The sequence below is a fragment of the Bacillus sp. NTK034 genome, assembly GCF_017303275.1.
In the GTDB taxonomy this organism is placed as follows: domain Bacteria; phylum Bacillota; class Bacilli; order Bacillales; family Cytobacillaceae; genus Cytobacillus.
Genome location: NZ_JAFKOJ010000004.1, coordinates 386,564 through 405,245, shown reverse-complemented (window position 1 = coordinate 405,245; position 18,682 = coordinate 386,564). Strand labels below are relative to the sequence as shown.

The following is an 18,682-nucleotide window of genomic DNA, read 5'->3' as shown; positions in this document are numbered from 1 at the left end:
CTTCGCAAGGAACGTTTCTCCAAGCTTTTTGGAGGAGCGTTTCCCCCTTCCAGGTGTCGGAACTGGCAAGGCGATTTCCGCCTTTCTTATGAAGCTGTCTGTATCCTCACATATTCTCTCGGTTCAAATACCTTCATCTTTTGTTTATTTTCAGCTTCCATTTTGTAATTTGCCGGTAATAATTCGACCACTTCTTCTTCGTCTGAGGGAGTATAGAATTCCCTTTTGGTTTGGTGGTCCAATATCCAGGCGCCTGCAAACAACAGGGCAAAGATTGTAATGGCTGCTGAAATTTTATGCTTAATCATGTACAACACCACCTAAGAGTAGTGTGCGTAGATTAATGATTTTTTATACAAAAAGGCTGCTTTTAGTGAAATTTTTTCAAAAAAATTTTTCCTGATTAATTCGTGTTTCTACCTATTTAATAAGAATGGATAAATCCTTTACTGATAAGGGTTTGAAGAATGCACAGACTTTATTTTTAGGTTATAATTTGTTCAGAGGTGTATGAGCGGATAGTAATGATGATTATGGCACGTCTGTCTTGCCTGCCCTGGCTGGATAATATGGGGGAAGGTGGAAAAACTTTTATTATGCGCTTTACGTATCGCGAAAAAAGTTTTATACATGCTGCGGAAGAAAAATACAGTTTTCCAAATATGCTGAACTGTTAGATTCCATATAGCCGCTTCATCAAGCTGCATACTAGGATACTTTTTTGAGTAATAACAATTAATTTTAAAGGGGGTAATGTTTTGTCTTTGCTTCACCTGGCAATAATTTCACCATTTTTGCTTGCCATCCTTGTGCCTATTGCGTACAAGCTGTTTAGGCAGATACATACGGGTTGGTTCGTACTTCCTCTGCCAATCCTTTTATTCAGTTATTTTATCTCTTATTTATCCATCACCTCCAATCAGCAATCCGTCACAAAATCGTTTTCATGGATACCCACTCTTGGAATCGATTTCACGGCAAAAGTAGACGGTCTTGGTTTGCTTTTTGCTTTGCTGATTACCGGAATAGGAGCATTGGTTGTTCTGTATTCCATCTATTACTTGGATAAAAACAAAGAAAAACTGAACACCTTCTATGTTTACTTGCTTCTATTTATGGGGGCTATGCTTGGAGTTGTCCTTTCGGATAACTTGATTGTGCTTTATACTTTCTGGGAATTTACGAGCTTTTCTTCATTCCTGCTAATCGGGTATTGGTACCACAGAGAGAAATCAAGATATGGTGCACAGAAGTCGATGATCATCACGGTTTTCGGCGGTCTTTCTATGCTTGGAGGCATTATACTTCTTTATATGATGACTGGCACTTTCAGCATTTCCGAAATTATTGCTCAATCAGACGAGATATTTTCACACGCATTATTCGTTCCAGCTTTACTTTGCATTTTGCTTGGAGCTTTTACCAAGTCTGCACAATTTCCATTTCACATCTGGCTGCCGGATGCCATGGAAGCTCCAACACCGGTCAGTGCATATCTTCATTCGGCAACAATGGTTAAAGCAGGCATTTATTTAGTAGCACGTATGAGTCCGGTATTTGCGGAGCACTCGCTCTGGCTCTGGCTCATTGCAGGATTTGGCATTACAACATTATTCTGGGGTTCCTTCTCAGCTGTCAAACAAACTGACCTTAAAGCCATCCTGGCTTTCTCAACGGTCAGCCAGCTGGGGATGATCATGTCCCTTCTCGGCATTGGCGCTGCGGCACTTCACTTCGAAGCAGTAGAAGACAGTATTTATACGGTTGCCACTACAGCTGCTGTCTTTCATTTGATCAACCATGCCACCTTTAAAGGAAGTCTATTCATGGTAGCTGGAATCGTTGACCATGAAACCGGCACCCGTGATATCCGCAAGCTTGGCGGTCTGATGAACTTTATGCCGATTACCTTTACTTTGGCGATCATCGGCACATTTTCCATGGCCGGGCTTCCGCCTTTTAATGGGTTCTTAAGTAAGGAAATGTTCTTCACAGGAATGGTCCGTGTTCTGGAAATGGATATCTTCAATTTGGATACATGGGGATTCTTGTTCCCTGTTCTTGCCTGGGTAGCAAGTGTATTCACGTTCATTTACAGCATGATTCTTGTGTTTAAAACGTTCACAGGCAAGTTCCAGCCTGAACAATTAGAAAAGAAACCGCACGAAGCTCCAATCGGGATGCTAATATCACCCATTATCCTGGCTTCACTCGTGATCATTATCGGTTTCTTCCCTAATATTATTTCAAACACGCTCATCTCTCCTGCACAGGCCGCTATCATGCCTATTGAAGGGTATTTGTATGATACTCATATATATTTCTGGCATGGATTTACCCCTGAGCTGTTCATGACTTTGGGTGTTATTACATTGGGAATTCTGCTTTTTGTCACTCTGCCGAAGTGGAGAAGTGTGTATAATTGGTTCCCTGAGAAATTGGCGTTAAATCGTTTTTACGATTCTATGCTGGAAGTATCACAAAGAGCTTCCTTAAACTTAACAAGATTATATATGAACGGATTCATCAGAACCTATCTTGTGTATATTTTTTCATTTTTCATTGTTGTTTTGGCTACCACACTGGTTCTGAAAGATGCATTTAAATTCGATACGAGATTTGTGGCCGACATCCATTATGCCGAGGTTCTGCTGGCATTAGTCATCGCTGCTGCATCTGTTTCCATTCTTTTTGTAAAATCCAGAATGACATCCATCATTCTGCTGGGGGCAGTCGGATATACCGTTTCATTGTTCTTTGTTATTTTCCGGGCGCCTGACCTTGCATTAACACAGCTTGTAATCGAGACTATTTCTGTCTCTTTATTCCTGCTTGCCTTCTACCATCTTCCAAAGCTTCGGCATGAGGAGCGGATGAGATTTAAAATGACGAATGCCCTTATTTCTGTCGGGGTGGGTGCAATTGTCACGATGATTGCCCTATCTGCCCACAGCAATAAGATGTTTCCTTCCATTGCGCAATATTACGTCGAGAATACGTATAAGGAAGCAGCAGGGAAAAACATGGTAAACGTTATTCTAGTTGATTTCCGTGGCTTTGATACCATGTTTGAAATTACGGTTCTTGGAATTGCAGCTCTTGGAATTTTCGCTATGATTAAACTTCGCCTGGAAGGAGGAAAGAAAAATGAAAACAAATGATATTATTTTGCAGACCGCTACGAAAGTAGTTTTGTTTCTCATTGTTCTTTTCTCTGTCCATATCTTTTTTGCCGGCCACTATACACCGGGCGGCGGATTCGTTGGCGGATTGCTGACATCGGGGGCAATCGTGCTGCTACTGCTGGCTTTTGACATGAAAACGGTCTCAAAGATTCTTCCTGTCAATTATATTCACATGATTGCAGTTGGACTGCTTTTTGCAATTGGTACAGGGGCGGGAGCATTGCTATTTAATGTCCCTTTCCTTACCCATGCTTTTGGACATGTTGACTTACCAGTACTTGGGGACACTTCCCTTCACACAGCTACACTGTTTGACCTGGGTGTTTTTCTGGTTGTTGTTGGCGTTACGATGACCATTATTCAAACGATAGGGGAGGATGAATAATGGAAATATTAATGGCTTTTGTAATTGGAATTTTATTCATGTCAGCTACTTATCTTATGCTGTCAAAAAGCTTGCTGCGCATTATTGTCGGAACCGGGCTTTTAAGTCATGGGGCACATATGCTGATATTAACGATGGGCGGTTTAAAAACAGGAGCTGCCCCGCTGCTGGGTGAAAACGCACCCTCATATACCGATCCGATTCCCCAGGCTCTTATCCTGACGGCAATTGTAATCAGCTTCGGGGTCACTGCGTTTTTCCTTGTACTGGCATACCGTGCCTACCAGGAGCTTGGCACTGATAATATGGATCGAATGAGAGGAACTGAAGGAAATGATTAACTTTTTAATATTGCCCATCCTGATCCCTTTAGTTACGGGTGTCCTTCTCATCTTCGCCGCTAAAAGAATTATGCTGCAAAGGTGGATTGCAGGCATTTCATCAGTGATTGCGATCATTTTTTCTGCCTTGCTGGTTCAGAAGGTTCGAGTTGACGGGATACAAACGCTGGATGTTTCAAGCTGGGAGGCTCCGTTTGGAATCACCCTTGTTTCTGACATGATGTCAGCTCTGCTGGTGCTGACAACCAGTATAATAGCATTTCTATGCTTGATTTATTCATTTTGGAGCATTGGGGAAGCCAGAGAGAAATTTTACTATTATGCTGCCTTCAACTTTTTAATTGTTGGCGTAAACGGTGCCTTTACAACAGGAGATATCTTCAACCTTTTCGTATTTTTCGAGGTTATGCTGATGGCTTCCTATGTTCTGCTTGTATTGGGAGGAAAAAAGGCACAGCTTAGGGAGTCCATTAAATATATACTTGTCAATGTTATATCTTCCGCACTGTTTGTTATAGCTGTAGCCTATCTTTATTCTGTTGTTGGAACGCTCAATATGGCGCATATATCCGTCCGCATCAGCGAAGCCAGCCAAGGGACCCCTCCAGGAATCATTACAGTGATTGCTGTGCTATTTTTAATCGTATTTGGATTGAAAGGAGCCATCTTTCCCTTATATTTCTGGATGCCGGGCTCTTACTATGCACCGCCTGCTCCTGTTTTGGCTTTATTCGGAGCGCTGCTGACTAAAGTCGGTGTTTACTCCATCACAAGAACCTATACGCTGTTCTTTTATCATGATACTGGATTTACCCATCAGCTCTTGAGCTTTTTGGCGATTATGTCGATCATCGCCGGAGTCATTGGAGCCATTGCCTACTGGGATATTAAGAAGATTATCATCTACAATATCATCATTGCTGTAGGAGCAATTTTGTTCGGAGTATCAGCGATGACGACTGATTCCCTTACCGGGTCCATCTTCTATTTGATTCATGATATGATTATTAAGGCGGCTCTATTCTTACTTGCCGGCATCGTTATAGCGATAGCCGGTACAAGCAATTTGCATAAGATAAGCGGGTTGATCAAGCGCTATCCTGGTCTGGGATGGACCTTCTTCATCGGAGCGCTTGCTCTTGCGGGAATACCGCCGCTAAGCGGGTTTGTTGGAAAGCTTCTAATTGTGAAAGGCGGATTCGAAGCAGAACATTACTGGGGAGCAGGAATTGTCTTAATGTCCAGTCTTCTTGTGCTCTTTTCAATCATGAAAGTCTTCATTAATGGCTTTTGGGGTACCCCCCGCGCCTATGAAGGGGAAGACAAAGTACCTGTCGGCAAAATGATGATTGCCCCGGTTATCCTTATTGTCATTGCCGTTTTCTACGGAGTCGGCTCGGAGTATGTTTATCCCTATATCTCACAGGCTGCTGAAACTCTTGCAAATCCGGAAATATATATTGAAGCAGTTTTAAAGGAGTATTGAGTATGGCATTTCAAATATTATTAAATGTGTTCCTTGGATTTATGTGGATGTTTTTAACAGGATCGTACGAACCGGTTGCGTTCCTTAAAGGATACCTTTTTGGCCTGCTCATCATCTTTACTTTCAGAAGATTTTTCGATTCACGCTTTTATCTATTAAGAGTTGTGGCAGTAATCAATCTTTTATTTCTTTTCATCAAAGAGCTGATCTTAGCGAACATCGGCGTGCTCAAAGTATTGTTAAGGCCCAAGCTTGATATGCGGCCAGGCATTTTTGCCTACCCCACCGTTCTGAAAAAGGACTGGGAAATTACAGTGCTTTCGAATTTGATCACACTGACTCCGGGGACATTGGTTGTAGACGTTTCCCCGGATAATAAGATTCTTTACATTCATGCAATTGATATTGAAGATGCAGAGGAAACCATTGATTCAATCAGGAACTCGTTTGAAAAAGCGATCATGGAGGTGAGCCGGTAATGCTGAATACTGTTGTTCTAAGTGCCATCCTGATCATTTCGGCTGCCACCATCGGTTTGATTTACAGAGTGATTAAAGGCCCGACCACTCCAGACCGTGTGGTTGCACTTGATGCTATTGGCATAAATCTAGTTGCAATTGTTGCATTGATTTCTATCGCCCTTAATACAAGTGCGTTTGTGGAGGTTATCCTTCTGATTGGGATTCTTGCCTTTATAGGGACCGTAGCCTTCTCTAAATATCTGGAGAAGGGGGTTATTATCGAAAATGAACGAGATCGCTAATATTGTCATTATTGTGCTGATTATTCTGGGAGCTTTTTTAAGTCTTGTTGCTGCATATGGCGTTATCAGGCTTCCTGATATTTATACCAGGAACCATGCGGCATCAAAGTCCGCTACACTGGGGGTTATGTCCATACTGCTCGGAGCCCTGCTGTTCTTTTATGTTAAAGATGGCTTTTTCAATTCCAGAGTCCTGCTCGGAATTATATTCATCTTCATGACTTCGCCTGTAGCCGGGCATTTAATTGCCCGGGCCGCATATAACTCTGGTGTAGAGCTATGGGATAAAAGTGTACAGGATGACTTAAAAGATGCACCACATATGAAAAAGGCAGGCAGCAAGGAACAATTATAAATGGGAAAACCGCAAGAAATCCTCTTGCGGTTTTTTTATTTTATTTCCTTTTTATTACGGCCATTGTGCATCTGGATGTGCAAATCAGCTTGTTATTTTCATCCGATATTTTGATATCCCATACCATTGTGGTTCTTCCCTGATGCAGCACTGTTGCGACAGCCGTCACAATTCCATCCTTTTTAGCACGTATATGGTTGGCATTGATCTCAAGCCCTGCAACAGATTCCGTTTCTTTGTCACAAAGCTCAAATGCTCCTATGCTTGCAACAGTTTCCGCAAGCGCGACAGATGCCCCTCCATGCAGCAGGCCAAACGGCTGGCGGGTGCGTTCATCAACAGGCATAGTAGCAACTACACGGCCTTTTTCAAGTGACACGATTTCCATTCCGAGTGTTTCGATTAAAGTATCTTTCAACTCCATTCCCCTAACCCCTTTCCATATGTAAAATGTTGTCATACTATACTTCATTATATAAGATCAAACTATGTATGTCCTGCAGGACAATCATAAAAAAAAGAGGTGACCGTCATGAATCGCGTTCGCGAAGGATTAATTCCAACTGTTCTCGGCACCGCTGTTACTGCTGCTGGATATGCAATGAAACAAAACCGCAGAACCAATAACATGTTATCAGATACCATCGTTGGTTTCGGGCTCGCTCATATTGTACTTGGAGCCATCGACCTGGTAGAGCACCGCAATCAGTATTAAGTAAAAAAGGCAGCCTGGGAGCTGCCTTTTTATTTTAAAGTCCCAACCCCTGATCATGCAGCTTTTCCTGATCCTTCCCCCGCTTTCTTCTGGTAAAGCGAAAAATAAGGAGGAGCAATGCAAAGCCTGCAAGGCCAAGCAGTAATTCTTTTTCATGTTTGATGATGGCATCAATATGATCTCCAAATACATAGCCAATCGTGAAAGTCACAAACAGCCATATTAGTGCGCCGCTGTACGCAAACAAAGCGAATTTTTTAAATGGCAATTTACTGAAGCCGTATAAGAAAGGGAGGAAATTTCTGATACCCGGAACAAAATAACTGAAAGAGAGGGAAAAGGCATGATACTTTTCCATTAGTTTTAAAGAAGCATTAATGGTTTTAGACATCCTTTTACTTTTATGGAAGTATTTAAGCAAGGGCCGGCCAATCAAACGTCCGATTGTATAACAGGTTGACAATGCAGCCAGGATGCCAAGATAAATGACAATGAAAGCAAGCACAGGGTGAAGTGTTTTTAAAGAGGCAGAAAGCCCAACAGTCATCACGATTAATTCATTCGGCACAGGAAAAATAAAGACCCCTACCCAAAGCCATAGAAACAGCCCCAAATATCCGTTATTCTCAATAATTTCCAAAACCAGTTCCAGTTCCATCCGGGGCCTCCCATCTATGTAAGCGGTGCTCACTTATTTATATTCATTACACTAATATATTCTTCATGCAGTTCTTTTACCCCTTTTCTAATTATATCAAGCCTTATTAAAATTGCCTTTCTAATGCACCTTCTGCAACCCCTTTTTATCTATGCAGGGTGCAAGCCGCATTTATTCGCGAAAGCATTTTCATTTTGTTTTCTCATAGGAATAGCCTTCGTTTCATATATTGGGTATGTGTGCATTGATTATTAATCGAAAGGGGCAGAACCGGATGTACCCCTATTATTATTTTCGCTACCCAAAACCTGGATACAACCCTCAGCTTCAAACCTGCTGGAATTATCCGCAAGCCTGCCAGTCTTATTATCATCCTGTCCATCTCTACAGAACCTTTCCTGCTGTCGATCCTCAAATGTTCATGAGCTCCGCTAAAAAAATGGAAGTCCTCATGAAAGACGCCAGCACATTGCTTGTAAATATGGCAGAGTCAAAAAAGTTTTCTTATGAACTGATGTCAGCGGCTCAGCAGTCAAAAAAAGATGCAGTCGATAAAATGATAAAATCAACAGGAATATCCCGAATTCCTAAGGTGTCCTATACACCTGACGGGCTAAGCCTCCACTTTGAATCGGATAAAGAGGATCCCCAGAAATGCTGTGATCTGACACTAAAGCTGAGATGGTTGTAAGTAAACATTAATAAAAAAGCTCTCAATCAAGAGAGCTTTACATGTTTAGCGATAATAAGGGTTTCCATATGGTCCATAGCCAGGGTATCCGCCTCCGCCATAGGGAGCATATGGTGCAGCTGGCGGGCCATAGAATGGCGGCGGAGGTCCATAAAAAGGACGTGGAGCAAATAATGCTGCTCCCAGCCCGCCTCCCAGGAAACCGCCGAGCAGGCCGCCGACAAAAGGAGCTCCTAAAAAGAAGAACCTTTCTCCCCCGTTTCTATATGGGCCTCTATAATAATACATGCAGGGTAACCTCCTTAATTTTTAATGCCTTCTCTATTTAATATGCAGATGTCCTCATTTTGAGTGGGCTACTAGAAAAGCGGAAGGCGCCCGCTTATCGGCGACAAGCATAAGACGAGCCGGCTAAAAGGTTGTTCTATAACCTTTTGGACGGATTGGCTTTTGACCTCGAGCCGATGGCCCTGGAGCTAGACAACATTAGAAAAGCGGAAGCGCCTTGCTCACCCCCGACAAGCACAAGATGAGCCTCTCGGAAAGGCGATTTTTGCCTTTTTGGGAGGATTGGCTTGTGACCTCGAGGGGGTAGGCGCTGGAGCTAGACAGCATTAGAAAAGCGGGCACCCGCTTTAAAAGGAACGCAGACTAAAACCGCCACGTCCTGTGGCAACGTCTGCATGACCCGCATCCTGCGGGCCTCAAGCATAAGACGAGCCGGCTGAAAGGTTGTTCTTTAACCTTTTGGACGGATTGAAGAAATGTTGAGGCGACTGCCCAGGGACGACTAGCATAAGACGGTCCCTGAAAGAAGGGGTTTTTTCCTTCTGGAAGGGAACGGCTTATGACCTCGAGTCCCTAGGAGCCGAAACTAGACAAGCTTATGACCTCGAGACGATGGCGCCTGGAGCTAGACAGCACTAGATAAGCGGAAACAACTATGCATAAAACAAAATCCCCTTAGCCTCTGGCCAAGGGGATTTAAGATCTATTAGTTAGCTGCTTTTACTTTAGCAAATGCATCTTCGACAGAAACATACTCATAGCCAAGGTCTTTCGCAACCGCTGGGTATGTGATGCTGCCGTTTACAACGTTAACGCCAAGCTTAAGTGCTGCATTGTCTTCAATAGCTTTAATAACGCCTTTGTTTGCAATCTGCAGCGCGTAGTTGATTGTAACGTTTGTAAGAGCAATTGTAGATGTTCTTGGTACGGCACCAGGCATGTTCGCAACAGCATAGTGAACAACGCCATGCTTATCGTAAGTTGGGTTGTCATGAGTTGTAATGTGATCAACTGTTTCAAAAATACCGCCCTGGTCAATCGCCACGTCAACTACTACTGAACCAGGCTTCATTGTTTTAATCATTTCTTCTGTTACAAGCTTAGGCGCTTTAGCTCCTGGGATTAGAACCGCACCAATTACCAGGTCAGCATCTTTAACAGCTTGTGCAATGTTGAAAGGATTAGACATTAAAGTTTGGATGCTGTTTCCGAAGATATCGTCAAGCTGGCGCAGACGTTCCGGGCTTAAGTCGATAATCGTAACTTGTGCGCCAAGCCCGATTGCCATTTTCGCTGCGTTGATTCCAACTACACCGCCGCCAATGATGGTAACTTTTCCGCGTGAAACGCCTGGAACACCTGCCAGAAGAATACCCATACCGCCATTTGTCTTCTGGAGGAATTGAGCTCCAATTTGAGCAGACATGCGTCCTGCAACTTCACTCATTGGAGTAAGAAGAGGCAATGTGCGGTTTACTTCTACTGTTTCATAGGCGATAGCTGTAACACCTTTTTCAGTTAATGCTTTTGCAAGCTCTGGCTCTGCTGCAAGGTGAAGGTATGTGAAAAGTACCAAACCTTCACGGAAATAACCATACTCTGAAGCTAGAGGCTCTTTAACCTTCATAACCATTTCAGCAGCCCATGCCTCTGCAGCAGTATCTACGATAACAGCTCCTACTTCTGTATAATCTTCATTTGTGAAACCGCTTCCAATTCCTGCATCGATTTCTACAAATACTTTATGTCCGGCTTTTACTAATGCGTCAACGCTTGCTGGTGTTGCAGCAACACGGTTTTCGTTATTTTTAATCTCTTTAGGTACTCCAATAATCATGGAAAAATCCCCTTTCAATCTATCAAATATGATATTTACTATTGACAGTATAATAATTTTAATAAAGCGCTGTCATTGTTGAATCGGTAAAATAAAAGAGCCTCCATTTGTGAAAATCTACAAATGGGGGCTCTTCTTTTCGATTCTCCGGATTTTAAGTTCAAGATATAATGAAAGTTTTGTATTTGTATTCTTCAAATCAACTTCCCCGATATCGGTTATCCTCTTTAAGCGATAATTCAAAGTATTCATATGGATATGCAGCTTTTTAGCTGTTTCATTCACATTGCTGTCATGATCAATGAAGGCTTCCAGAGTAGTGAGCAGATTGGTCCGATGCTCAAGATCGTATTTGTTAAGCTTTTCGATAGCCGGATGCTCATATGGTTCCAGCCGTTTCTTTTCGAGTATGGCATCAAGATAGCGGAAAATGCCAAGCTGCTGATAGCTATAGACATGATGGATCTCTTCCGGAAATTGTTCTTTAAGACGCAGGACCTGCAGTGCCTCCTGATAGCTCTTTTCAACTTTCTCATAGTGCTGATAAGTTGTTCCAGTTGCCCCGCTAATATGATCAATGTTAAATCGTGTCTTCATTTGATCAATGAAAAAATGGATGAAGTCTATAAAAGCATTTTCGGAAAGAGCAGGTTCCGGCGGCGCAGCCAGTATAATAAATTCATTTCCCATCGCTGCATGAAAGGTTATATGAACCTTTTGGCTCGTCGTGATCAGATAAATGATATTTTGTTCTATTTTAGAGGTAACTTCTTCTTTAAACCTAAAGACAAGTACAGCAAACGGCGTTGGCGGTTTAATGCTTAAGTCCTCAAATCTTTCTGCGATTTCATCATGAGTATGGAAATGGCCGGTTAACAGTTCCCAGAAAAAATCCCGGTATCCCTCAGCTTTTTTTTTCTTTTGGGCGTTTAATCTCAGCATTTCCGTCCTTGCAGACTTTGCAGCAAGCTTTAGCAGGTTCAGCTTGCTTTCTGTTAACAGGGCTTCTTCTTCGACTGCCCAAATGTAGCCTAATACTTCATTATGATTGCGTATGGAAATGGCTACCCGATTTCCCAGCCCTATTTCCTTTATTTCAGGGATTCTAAGTGGTTCTCCGCTTTGCATCAGCTGAGGAATCACACGTTCTTTCCATAAACGATTGATCACCTTTTCAGGAACCTTTCTGCTGATGATTGTTGCGATTCTCGCGGTATCTGTCTGGTCATCATGTGTACTGTAGGCCAGCAGGCGATGGTTAACATCTTCTATTGTAACAGGGCATTCCAGGACATCGCGAATCTTATCTACCAATTCCTCCAGATCACTAAATGCCCTCTTAAACGGATCTTTTTCCATTTTATCATCACCCAATCGTAAAACTCCTTTAAACGCCAATTCACTTTTTCTATCCTATTATATTATACCTCAATCCCAACCTGCACTCTACCAAAGCCATCAAGCCATTCGACATATTTCGCTCGGTGCCCGACCTCCTTTTTTAAAAAATTGCTAATAGTTTTACTTCTCCCATTTGACTTGAAGTTATATTCAGATAATTTTACAATAGGACATGTTCACAAAAAAATCATATAATAATAGTTTTGTTCACAGCAATTGAAAGCGTTAACATATAGGAGGCGATGGAATTTATGCTTGAGACGCTTAATAAAATTAACGGGGTGCTCTGGGGCACACCAAGTTTGATTTTGCTTTTTGGTACTGGTGTTCTTTTAACATTCATGCTGAAGGGCCTTCAATTCAGAAGGCTGATATATGCGTTTAAATTAGGGTTTACCAGAGAAGGACAGGCTGGATCTAATGATGAGGGTGATGTCAGTAACTTTAAGGCGCTTATGACAGCCCTCGCAGCAACAATTGGCAATGGTAATATCGCCGGGGTTGCCACTGCGATTACACTTGGAGGACCAGGGGCCATCTTCTGGATGTGGATTGTTGGCCTGCTGGGAATGGCAACCAAATATGCCGAAGCCTTGCTGGCAATGAAATACCGGGTGAAGAACGCAAATGGCGAGTACTCCAGCGGACCAATGTATTATGTTGAACGCGGTCTTGGCAAAAAGTTCAAATGGCTTGCAGTTGCATTTGCAATCTTTGGAGCATTTGCAGCACTTGGAATCGGAAACAGTGTTCAATCGAATACGATTGCAGCAGTTATGGATACTTCATTCGGAATTAATAATTGGATTACAGGTGTCATTCTTGCTGTACTGGCTGCTTTAATCATTTTTGGAGGCATTCAGCGTATTAGTACAGTTGCTGGATTCTTTGTACCAGTCATGGCGGTTCTTTATATTGGCGGTGCTTTAATTATTTTGGCTGTTAATTATGATCAAATTATTCCTGGTTTCCAGACTATCTTCTACTATGCCTTCAATCCGGTTGCAGCGACTGGCGGTTTTGTCGGTGTTGTAGTATCTGAAGCGATCAAGAATGGTGTTTCAAGGGGTATTTTCTCTAACGAAGCCGGTCTTGGTACCGCAGCGTTAATCGCAGGCAACGCCAAGACAGACCACCCTGTAAAACAGGCTCTTGTTGCGATGACTGGCACATTTATTGTGACAATCGTTGTTTGTACGATGACTGGACTGGTGCTTATCATGACTGGCTTCTGGGATACAACAGGAGGATTGATCTCTGGTGTGGCGCACGATGGCAGCCTTGACGGCGGGGCATTAACAAGTGCAGCCTTTACTCATGTCCTTGGAACAGCGGGTGAATATATCGTTGCATTCTCTGTTATATTCTTCGGTTTCTCAACAATCGTCGGCTGGTATGTATACGGCGAAAAATGCTTTGAGTACCTGGTTGGCACAAAAGGAATAATGGGATACCGTGCCATTTACATCTTTGCGACTGGAATTGGTGCGGTTGCCAACTTAACTACCGTTTGGGCCTTCGCTGACATGGCAAATGCATTAATGATGATTCCTAACTTAATTGCATTAATCCTTTTAAGCAAAGTGGTTGTTAAAGATACTAATGAATTCTTTGAAAACCACTATAAAGCAGCAAAGAAGCAGCTTAAGAAAGCTGGCTGATAAGAAAAGCCCCAGGCGCCCGCTTATCGGAGCCCGGAGCCAGAAAATTATCGAAGTTCAAAGTTTTAAACTTTCTTATTTTGTATATGTAAAACAAACACAGGTCCTGAATCTGTGTTTGTTTTTGGTTTTAAGCTGTGATACTAAAATATCTGCCGATGGAATAACGAACCTTCATTTTTATCGTGAATATAGGCAAATATTCGATAGTGATAGAGAAAATTGTCAGTTAATATTGCTTCTCCTTCAAAAGAATAAGCATCTATAAAAGCTTCAATTTTGTCTTCATCCTCTTCATCCCATACCCCGGTCAACCAGATTTTATAGGCAAGCTTGCTGTTTAAACCGTGATATCCGCTATCTTCAAATAGCTCCTCTATTTGCTCCCTTTCCACCTTTTAAGCCCCCCTCCTCTATATTATCCAGCCTTTTCTGTTTTTATCTTCCTTATACATTTTGGGACAAGGCAAATATACAATTTTAGCACCACATGGAGTTAACTTGTCTATACTATATCGAAGTCTATTTTATTCAGAAGGATTGATTTTTAAAAAGACTAAGGGAGGGATAACGATGAAATTGAACGAGTTATTTCATTTAGGCAATAAAACAGCAATTGTAACAGGAGGAGGCCGCGGACTCGGCGAGCAAATGGCAAATGCACTTGGGGAAGCAGGAGCAAATGTTGTCGTCTGCTCACGAAGCATTGAAGCATGTGAGCATGTAAGAAAAAGCCTTGAAGCAAAGGGAGTTAAATCTCTGGCGATTGAATGTGACATAACCAATGAGGAAGACATTCAAATGGTCATCAGCAAGACCTTAGAGACATTTGGAAGCATTGATATTCTCATTAATAATAGCGGAACATCCTGGGTTGCGCCATTTCTTGAACTGCCTGCTGATAAATGGGACAAAGTCATGAATGTGAATCTAAAGGGACTGTTTTTATTTTCACAGGCTGCGGCAAAAGTGATGACGAAGCAGGGCAGCGGCAAAATCATCAATATTTCTTCAGTAAATGGATTGAGGGGTACTCATTCCGCATTTCTTGATGCAGTGGCCTACAGTACAAGTAAAGGAGCTGTTATCGCACTTACGAAGGATTTAGCTGTAAAATTAGCACCTGCCGGCATTCAAGTGAATGCTATTGCTCCCGGCTTCTTCCCTACCAGAATAACAAAGGTCCTGGAAAAATCGAGTTCAGTTATTCTCGGAAAAATTCCTGCCGGAAGATTTGGAAGTGAACATGACTTAAAAGGAGCTGCTGTCTTCTTATCATCCAAAGCGTCTGATTACGTGACAGGGCAGGTTCTAGTCGTAGATGGAGGAATGACAGTGTCACTCTAAGTCCGTTGATTTCCCTGGATTGACTTCATAGAAAGGAGAATGTTTATGTCTATTAACCATACTGAAGCCCTATTACAGGCAATAAAAAAGGTAGGGACAAAAGTGGAAAGAGAACTGAACGAATCCATTCAGAACTCTATTAACAAGGAAGAAATATTTAAAAATCTGATCACCCGTTCCGAGGTGACCGCTGCAAGCATGAAAAAACTCCAGGAAGCTATTGAGACACTATCCATCCCTCTTAATTTCCCTACCAAGACAGACGTGGCAAACGCAGCAAAATTAACTGTGCAGGCTGAAGAAAAAATGGATCTGATTGACGAAAAAGTCATTGCATTGGCTCAATCAGTAGAAGAAATAAAAAAAGCACTTGGCAGCAGTGAAAGCGCGGGAAAATAAATGGCACAACATACCGCTTCCAAAAAACTGCATGGATTCTTTAAGACCATGGTTCAGCCCGATCCGGAGATTCATTTAACTCCCAGGACTGCTGTCTGGAAAAAAAACAAGGCAACGCTCTGGCACTATGCCCCTTCCAGTAAAAAATACAGAATTCCGGTGTTCCTGGTTTATTCGCTTGTCAATCAGCCATTTATTTTAGATCTGGGGCCGCAAAGCAGTTTAATCGAAGCTTTGGCTAACAGCGGGTACGATGTCTATCTGCTGGATTTCGGGACTCCTGGTTATGAGGATAAAGACATTACGATGAATGACTATATTACGGAATACATCCAAAAGGGAGTAAAAAGAGCTTTATATCACGCCAGAGCAGAGGAAATAACCGTAATGGGCTTTTGCCTGGGCGGCACTTTTGCAGCCATTTATGCGGCCATTGCGGAGGAGCCGGTCAAAAACTTAGTATTGTCTGTCTCACCAGTTGATTTCAGCACCGTGCCTGTCTTTGATAAATGGGCAGAAGAATTGCGGAATGGAGGAGGCAGCCTGGATTCCATTTTTGATGCATGGGGACTTATCCCCGCCTTTGCCATCAAATCTGGTATGCGGCTATTTACTTCACCCGTTTATTACTCTCCTTATTTATCGCTGCTGGCGAGGGGCGACGATGAAGCATACGCATCCAGGTGGAAACGGTTTAACACCTGGACCAATGGCCATATTCCATTTGCCGGGGCAGCGCTGAAGCAAATCAATCATGATCTTGCAAAAGAAAATAAGCTTGTGAAGGGCACATTAACCATCGGTGATAAGAAGGCTGTTCTCAGTGCTATTAAAGCTAATTTACTCGCTGTTGCTTCGGATAATGATCGCCTTGTTCCAAAAGAGCAGATTCTTCCGGTCATGGACCTCGTGTCAAGCGCTGATAAAACTTTTCATCTGCTTCAGGGGGGACATGCCAACCTTACTTCAGAAGGAAAAGTTCCTGACTACATGGACAAATGGCTGTCATCAAGATCAGGACAAATATAATATTCCATTCCCCTGCATCTGCAGGGGATTCACGTTTAAAGGAGGTATCTTAATGACTTTCTGGAATTACCCAAATTATATTATAAGCGGCCATACCATCAGTGCCTATATGGGTTTCGCTTCATTTGTGTTTAAAGATTTATTCTATGTGTAGGCTTTTAAAACCATGCAGCTGCTGCATGGTTTTATTTTTTTAATGTCTTTACTGAAATTGTGTTTTTAAGTGCAGATTTGCAAATAATAAGATAATGAACAAAAGTTTGAAGTCCCTCCCAAAAGAGAGCCTGACAGCAGGAATAAGCCTAATGACAAGAGCAAAGGAGACTACTAATGGACATGAAGATTTTCAAGGCAATCAACCGGTTGTCCGGACGTATTGCTTTCATGGACTTTTTAATGGTTCTTTTATCAAATAGGGCAAGGTATTTATTTTTATTTGTACTGGGATGCATGTGGCTGGCAAAAGGCCCCTCCAAAACAGCCGCTAAAAAAGCGGCTGCAGCTTCCCTGATCGCTATCCTGGTAAACAAGATCATTAAAATTTGTTATTTTAAGCCCCGCCCCTTCATAAAAAACAAGATTGGCATATTGATCCCAGCCAAAAGAGATTCCAGTTTTCCAAGCAAACATACAGTGGTGTCATTTGCTGCCTCTATCGTCATTTTTTACGGCAATCGATTTTTAGGTCGTATTTTGCTGTGGGTTTCAGCCCTTACAGGCTTCGCGCGTATCTGGGCTGGCCACCATTACCCTTCTGATGTAATAGGCGGCGCCCTAATTGGCGGCGCAATAGGCTGGATGACAGAAAAATGTCTATATATGAATTCAAAATCCGTAAATCAGGATGATAAAAAAATGTAAAATCCGCACTATCTTTGCCGAAAGAAAACTTGTTTTGTCAGCCTGGAAGGACTTCCCGTTATCCGGATAGAATCCATTGTGAAAACGGGAGGGGATCAGAATGAACACAAGTGCTGCTGCCAAATTGTTAGGAGTTTCGCCAAGCACTATTCAGCGATGGGTTAAACAACTGGGACTCCGGACGGAACGCAATGAACTAGGCCATTACTTATTTACGGAAGAAGATATTAACCTGCTTAAGCAGGTGCAGGATCAGCTTAACCAGGGGATTATATTGCAGGACGTTACGGTAAATGGCAAAAAGGCCAGAAAAGGTACGGTTCAGGGAGAAACAGCGGAACCAGCCATGGAGAAAATATATTTGAAGATCAGTGAGCTTGAACAGCGGCTGAACGGAAAAGCGGATGATGTTGTCTCCTATCAGCTGCTGCAGCACCGCAGCGAAATAGAAGAGCTGCAAAAAGAGAATGCACGCCTGCTCAAACGGATTGAGGTTCTTGAAGCCAGGACTGCTGTAAAAAGCCGAAGCATCCCCGCTGACACCCTTTTGGTTTTTGATCAGGAGAAGCCCAGGAAGAAATTGAAAAAGAAAAATATTTTTACTATGCTATTCGGGTTTTAAAAAGGCAATAAAGCGTTACGTGATGTAACGCTTTATGCTGATTAATCATCCCAGCTGAATCGCTGCTCACGGAAGGGGTCACCATAGTTATGATAGCCGTTTTTCTCCCAAAATCCAGGCTTGTCAATTTCAGAAAACTCGATGCCTCTAATCCACTTTGCGCTTTTCCAAAAATAAAGATGCGGAATCACGGCTCTTAGTGGAAACCCATGTTCAGGAGTCAGGAGCTCACCGTTATGGGTATGGGCAAGCAGACTTGTGCTTTTTAAAAAATCTTTAATGGGGAGGTTCGTTGTCCAACCTTCTTCCGCATGGAGGATTACAAATTGTGCGGTTTCTTTTACACCTGCCTGCCTGGCAATTTCAGCGGCGGAGACTCCCTCCCAAACGTTATCAAGCTTTGACCAGCCCGTAACACAGTGGATATCATTTTTGTACTGTGTCTGAGGAAGGTTCATTACCTCCTCATGCGAAAAGGATAATTCCTTTTCCACTTCCCCAAATATCTGCAGACTCCATTCCTGCATATCCTTATAATGCGGAACATTTCCATAGTGCAGTACAGGAAAGGCAGTCGTAACATTTTGATTTGGCGGTACCCGGCTTGAGGCCGGTTTTCTGATTTTCCCAAAATACACTGAAGCCACCTCAGTTCTTT

24 protein-coding genes are annotated in these 18,682 nt (G+C 42.6%); 16 read left to right on the top strand and 8 right to left on the bottom strand.

Annotated elements, in window-relative coordinates; all coding sequences use genetic code 11:
• Positions 1-86 precede the first annotated feature (86 nt).
• Positions 87-308, bottom strand: coding sequence for a hypothetical protein (locus JI665_RS14960; protein ID WP_206840375.1), 222 nt, complete (start codon positions 306-308; stop codon positions 87-89).
• Between the two features lie 216 nt (positions 309-524).
• Between JI665_RS14960 and JI665_RS14955 the strand changes: the two genes are divergently transcribed.
• The 8 genes from JI665_RS14955 (at position 525) to mnhG (ending at position 6,515) form a co-directional block, all read left to right on the top strand.
• Complete coding sequence (locus JI665_RS14955; protein WP_206840373.1) at positions 525-677, top strand: hypothetical protein; 153 nt, start codon at positions 525-527, stop codon at positions 675-677.
• A gap of 81 nt (positions 678-758) precedes the next feature.
• The gene (locus tag JI665_RS14950; RefSeq protein WP_206840371.1) at positions 759-3,161 is read left to right on the top strand and encodes a Na+/H+ antiporter subunit A; all 2,403 of its coding nucleotides are present in this window, start codon (positions 759-761) and stop codon (positions 3,159-3,161) included.
• Complete coding sequence (locus JI665_RS14945; RefSeq protein WP_206840368.1) at positions 3,148-3,570, top strand: Na(+)/H(+) antiporter subunit B; 423 nt, start codon at positions 3,148-3,150, stop codon at positions 3,568-3,570. Before JI665_RS14950 ends, JI665_RS14945 begins: the two co-directional genes overlap by 14 nt.
• Positions 3,570-3,911, top strand: coding sequence for a Na(+)/H(+) antiporter subunit C (locus JI665_RS14940; protein WP_206840367.1), 342 nt, complete (start codon positions 3,570-3,572; stop codon positions 3,909-3,911). The genes JI665_RS14945 and JI665_RS14940 overlap by 1 nt, the downstream gene beginning before the upstream one ends.
• Positions 3,904-5,397, top strand: a complete 1,494-nt coding sequence (locus JI665_RS14935) for a Na+/H+ antiporter subunit D (RefSeq protein ID WP_206840365.1) — start codon at positions 3,904-3,906, stop codon at positions 5,395-5,397. The genes JI665_RS14940 and JI665_RS14935 overlap by 8 nt, the downstream gene beginning before the upstream one ends.
• Positions 5,398-5,399: 2 nt before the next feature.
• The gene (locus JI665_RS14930; RefSeq protein WP_206840363.1) at positions 5,400-5,876 is read left to right on the top strand and encodes a Na+/H+ antiporter subunit E; all 477 of its coding nucleotides are present in this window, start codon (positions 5,400-5,402) and stop codon (positions 5,874-5,876) included.
• Positions 5,876-6,160, top strand: a complete 285-nt coding sequence (locus tag JI665_RS14925; RefSeq protein ID WP_035332019.1) for a Na(+)/H(+) antiporter subunit F1 — start codon at positions 5,876-5,878, stop codon at positions 6,158-6,160. The genes JI665_RS14930 and JI665_RS14925 overlap by 1 nt, the downstream gene beginning before the upstream one ends.
• Complete coding sequence (gene mnhG / locus JI665_RS14920; RefSeq protein ID WP_206840361.1) at positions 6,144-6,515, top strand: monovalent cation/H(+) antiporter subunit G; 372 nt, start codon at positions 6,144-6,146, stop codon at positions 6,513-6,515. The genes JI665_RS14925 and mnhG overlap by 17 nt, the downstream gene beginning before the upstream one ends.
• Before the next feature lie 40 nt (positions 6,516-6,555).
• Here the strand turns inward: mnhG and JI665_RS14915 are convergent, their stop codons facing one another.
• A complete protein-coding gene (locus JI665_RS14915; RefSeq protein ID WP_206840359.1) occupies positions 6,556-6,939 on the bottom strand; it encodes a hotdog fold thioesterase in 384 nt (127 codons plus the stop codon).
• 108 nt (positions 6,940-7,047) lie between these two features.
• On the opposite strand from JI665_RS14915, the gene JI665_RS14910 reads away from it, so the two are divergent.
• The gene (locus tag JI665_RS14910; protein ID WP_009331661.1) at positions 7,048-7,230 is read left to right on the top strand and encodes a hypothetical protein; all 183 of its coding nucleotides are present in this window, start codon (positions 7,048-7,050) and stop codon (positions 7,228-7,230) included.
• A 34-nt stretch (positions 7,231-7,264) separates the two neighbouring features.
• On the opposite strand, the gene JI665_RS14905 is transcribed toward JI665_RS14910, so the two are convergent.
• Positions 7,265-7,888, bottom strand: coding sequence for a DedA family protein (locus JI665_RS14905; RefSeq protein ID WP_206840357.1), 624 nt, complete (start codon positions 7,886-7,888; stop codon positions 7,265-7,267).
• A gap of 274 nt (positions 7,889-8,162) precedes the next feature.
• Between JI665_RS14905 and JI665_RS14900 the strand changes: the two genes are divergently transcribed.
• Positions 8,163-8,579: a hypothetical protein gene (locus JI665_RS14900; RefSeq protein WP_206840356.1), complete on the top strand. Its 417-nt coding sequence runs from the start codon at positions 8,163-8,165 to the stop codon at positions 8,577-8,579.
• Between the two features lie 45 nt (positions 8,580-8,624).
• On the opposite strand, the gene JI665_RS14895 is transcribed toward JI665_RS14900, so the two are convergent.
• The 3 genes from JI665_RS14895 to JI665_RS14885 form a co-directional block, all read right to left on the bottom strand.
• Positions 8,625-8,867: a hypothetical protein gene (locus JI665_RS14895; RefSeq protein WP_019380049.1), complete on the bottom strand. Its 243-nt coding sequence runs from the start codon at positions 8,865-8,867 to the stop codon at positions 8,625-8,627.
• Positions 8,868-9,573: 706 nt separating this feature from the next.
• Positions 9,574-10,704, bottom strand: a complete 1,131-nt coding sequence (ald, locus tag JI665_RS14890; RefSeq protein WP_206840353.1) for an alanine dehydrogenase — start codon at positions 10,702-10,704, stop codon at positions 9,574-9,576.
• A gap of 117 nt (positions 10,705-10,821) precedes the next feature.
• Positions 10,822-12,078 carry a PucR family transcriptional regulator gene (locus JI665_RS14885; RefSeq protein WP_206840352.1) on the bottom strand — a complete coding sequence of 419 codons (1,257 nt, stop codon included), beginning with the start codon at positions 12,076-12,078 and terminating at the stop codon, positions 10,822-10,824.
• 278 nt (positions 12,079-12,356) lie between these two features.
• On the opposite strand from JI665_RS14885, the gene JI665_RS14880 reads away from it, so the two are divergent.
• A complete protein-coding gene (locus tag JI665_RS14880; RefSeq protein WP_414635272.1) occupies positions 12,357-13,766 on the top strand; it encodes an alanine/glycine:cation symporter family protein in 1,410 nt (469 codons plus the stop codon).
• A gap of 143 nt (positions 13,767-13,909) precedes the next feature.
• Here the strand turns inward: JI665_RS14880 and JI665_RS14875 are convergent, their stop codons facing one another.
• Positions 13,910-14,161: a hypothetical protein gene (locus JI665_RS14875; RefSeq protein ID WP_206840350.1), complete on the bottom strand. Its 252-nt coding sequence runs from the start codon at positions 14,159-14,161 to the stop codon at positions 13,910-13,912.
• A 178-nt stretch (positions 14,162-14,339) separates the two neighbouring features.
• Between JI665_RS14875 and JI665_RS14870 the strand changes: the two genes are divergently transcribed.
• The 5 genes from JI665_RS14870 (at position 14,340) to JI665_RS14850 (ending at position 18,024) form a co-directional block, all read left to right on the top strand.
• Positions 14,340-15,113: an SDR family oxidoreductase gene (locus JI665_RS14870; RefSeq protein ID WP_206840349.1), complete on the top strand. Its 774-nt coding sequence runs from the start codon at positions 14,340-14,342 to the stop codon at positions 15,111-15,113.
• A 45-nt stretch (positions 15,114-15,158) separates the two neighbouring features.
• Positions 15,159-15,512, top strand: coding sequence for a hypothetical protein (locus JI665_RS14865; protein WP_244671203.1), 354 nt, complete (start codon positions 15,159-15,161; stop codon positions 15,510-15,512).
• Positions 15,513-16,541, top strand: a complete 1,029-nt coding sequence (locus JI665_RS14860) for an alpha/beta fold hydrolase (RefSeq protein WP_206840347.1) — start codon at positions 15,513-15,515, stop codon at positions 16,539-16,541.
• A 330-nt stretch (positions 16,542-16,871) separates the two neighbouring features.
• Positions 16,872-17,402: a phosphatase PAP2 family protein gene (locus JI665_RS14855; protein ID WP_206840346.1), complete on the top strand. Its 531-nt coding sequence runs from the start codon at positions 16,872-16,874 to the stop codon at positions 17,400-17,402.
• A 100-nt stretch (positions 17,403-17,502) separates the two neighbouring features.
• Positions 17,503-18,024, top strand: coding sequence for a MerR family transcriptional regulator (locus JI665_RS14850; protein ID WP_206840345.1), 522 nt, complete (start codon positions 17,503-17,505; stop codon positions 18,022-18,024).
• 41 nt (positions 18,025-18,065) lie between these two features.
• On the opposite strand, the gene JI665_RS14845 is transcribed toward JI665_RS14850, so the two are convergent.
• Positions 18,066-18,662, bottom strand: coding sequence for a sulfite oxidase-like oxidoreductase (locus JI665_RS14845; protein ID WP_206840344.1), 597 nt, complete (start codon positions 18,660-18,662; stop codon positions 18,066-18,068).
• Between the last annotated feature and the right edge of the window lie 20 nt (positions 18,663-18,682).

What these genes read in the sequence shown, in the direction of transcription:
- JI665_RS14960 (WP_206840375.1), bottom strand. Translation starts at nt 308, where the DNA reads ATGATTAAGCATAAAATTTCAGCAGCCATTACAATCTTTGCCCTGTTG.
- JI665_RS14955 (WP_206840373.1), top strand. Translation starts at nt 525, where the DNA reads ATGATGATTATGGCACGTCTGTCTTGCCTGCCCTGGCTGGATAATATG.
- JI665_RS14945 (WP_206840368.1), top strand. Translation starts at nt 3,148, where the DNA reads ATGAAAACAAATGATATTATTTTGCAGACCGCTACGAAAGTAGTTTTG.
- JI665_RS14940 (WP_206840367.1), top strand. Translation starts at nt 3,570, where the DNA reads ATGGAAATATTAATGGCTTTTGTAATTGGAATTTTATTCATGTCAGCT.
- JI665_RS14935 (WP_206840365.1), top strand. Translation starts at nt 3,904, where the DNA reads ATGATTAACTTTTTAATATTGCCCATCCTGATCCCTTTAGTTACGGGT.
- JI665_RS14930 (WP_206840363.1), top strand. Translation starts at nt 5,400, where the DNA reads ATGGCATTTCAAATATTATTAAATGTGTTCCTTGGATTTATGTGGATG.
- JI665_RS14925 (WP_035332019.1), top strand. Translation starts at nt 5,876, where the DNA reads ATGCTGAATACTGTTGTTCTAAGTGCCATCCTGATCATTTCGGCTGCC.
- mnhG (WP_206840361.1), top strand. Translation starts at nt 6,144, where the DNA reads ATGAACGAGATCGCTAATATTGTCATTATTGTGCTGATTATTCTGGGA.
- JI665_RS14915 (WP_206840359.1), bottom strand. Translation starts at nt 6,939, where the DNA reads ATGGAGTTGAAAGATACTTTAATCGAAACACTCGGAATGGAAATCGTG.
- JI665_RS14910 (WP_009331661.1), top strand. Translation starts at nt 7,048, where the DNA reads ATGAATCGCGTTCGCGAAGGATTAATTCCAACTGTTCTCGGCACCGCT.
- JI665_RS14905 (WP_206840357.1), bottom strand. Translation starts at nt 7,888, where the DNA reads ATGGAACTGGAACTGGTTTTGGAAATTATTGAGAATAACGGATATTTG.
- JI665_RS14900 (WP_206840356.1), top strand. Translation starts at nt 8,163, where the DNA reads ATGTACCCCTATTATTATTTTCGCTACCCAAAACCTGGATACAACCCT.
- JI665_RS14895 (WP_019380049.1), bottom strand. Translation starts at nt 8,867, where the DNA reads ATGTATTATTATAGAGGCCCATATAGAAACGGGGGAGAAAGGTTCTTC.
- ald (WP_206840353.1), bottom strand. Translation starts at nt 10,704, where the DNA reads ATGATTATTGGAGTACCTAAAGAGATTAAAAATAACGAAAACCGTGTT.
- JI665_RS14880 (WP_414635272.1), top strand. Translation starts at nt 12,357, where the DNA reads ATGCTTGAGACGCTTAATAAAATTAACGGGGTGCTCTGGGGCACACCA.
- JI665_RS14870 (WP_206840349.1), top strand. Translation starts at nt 14,340, where the DNA reads ATGAAATTGAACGAGTTATTTCATTTAGGCAATAAAACAGCAATTGTA.
- JI665_RS14865 (WP_244671203.1), top strand. Translation starts at nt 15,159, where the DNA reads ATGTCTATTAACCATACTGAAGCCCTATTACAGGCAATAAAAAAGGTA.
- JI665_RS14860 (WP_206840347.1), top strand. Translation starts at nt 15,513, where the DNA reads ATGGCACAACATACCGCTTCCAAAAAACTGCATGGATTCTTTAAGACC.
- JI665_RS14855 (WP_206840346.1), top strand. Translation starts at nt 16,872, where the DNA reads ATGGACATGAAGATTTTCAAGGCAATCAACCGGTTGTCCGGACGTATT.
- JI665_RS14850 (WP_206840345.1), top strand. Translation starts at nt 17,503, where the DNA reads ATGAACACAAGTGCTGCTGCCAAATTGTTAGGAGTTTCGCCAAGCACT.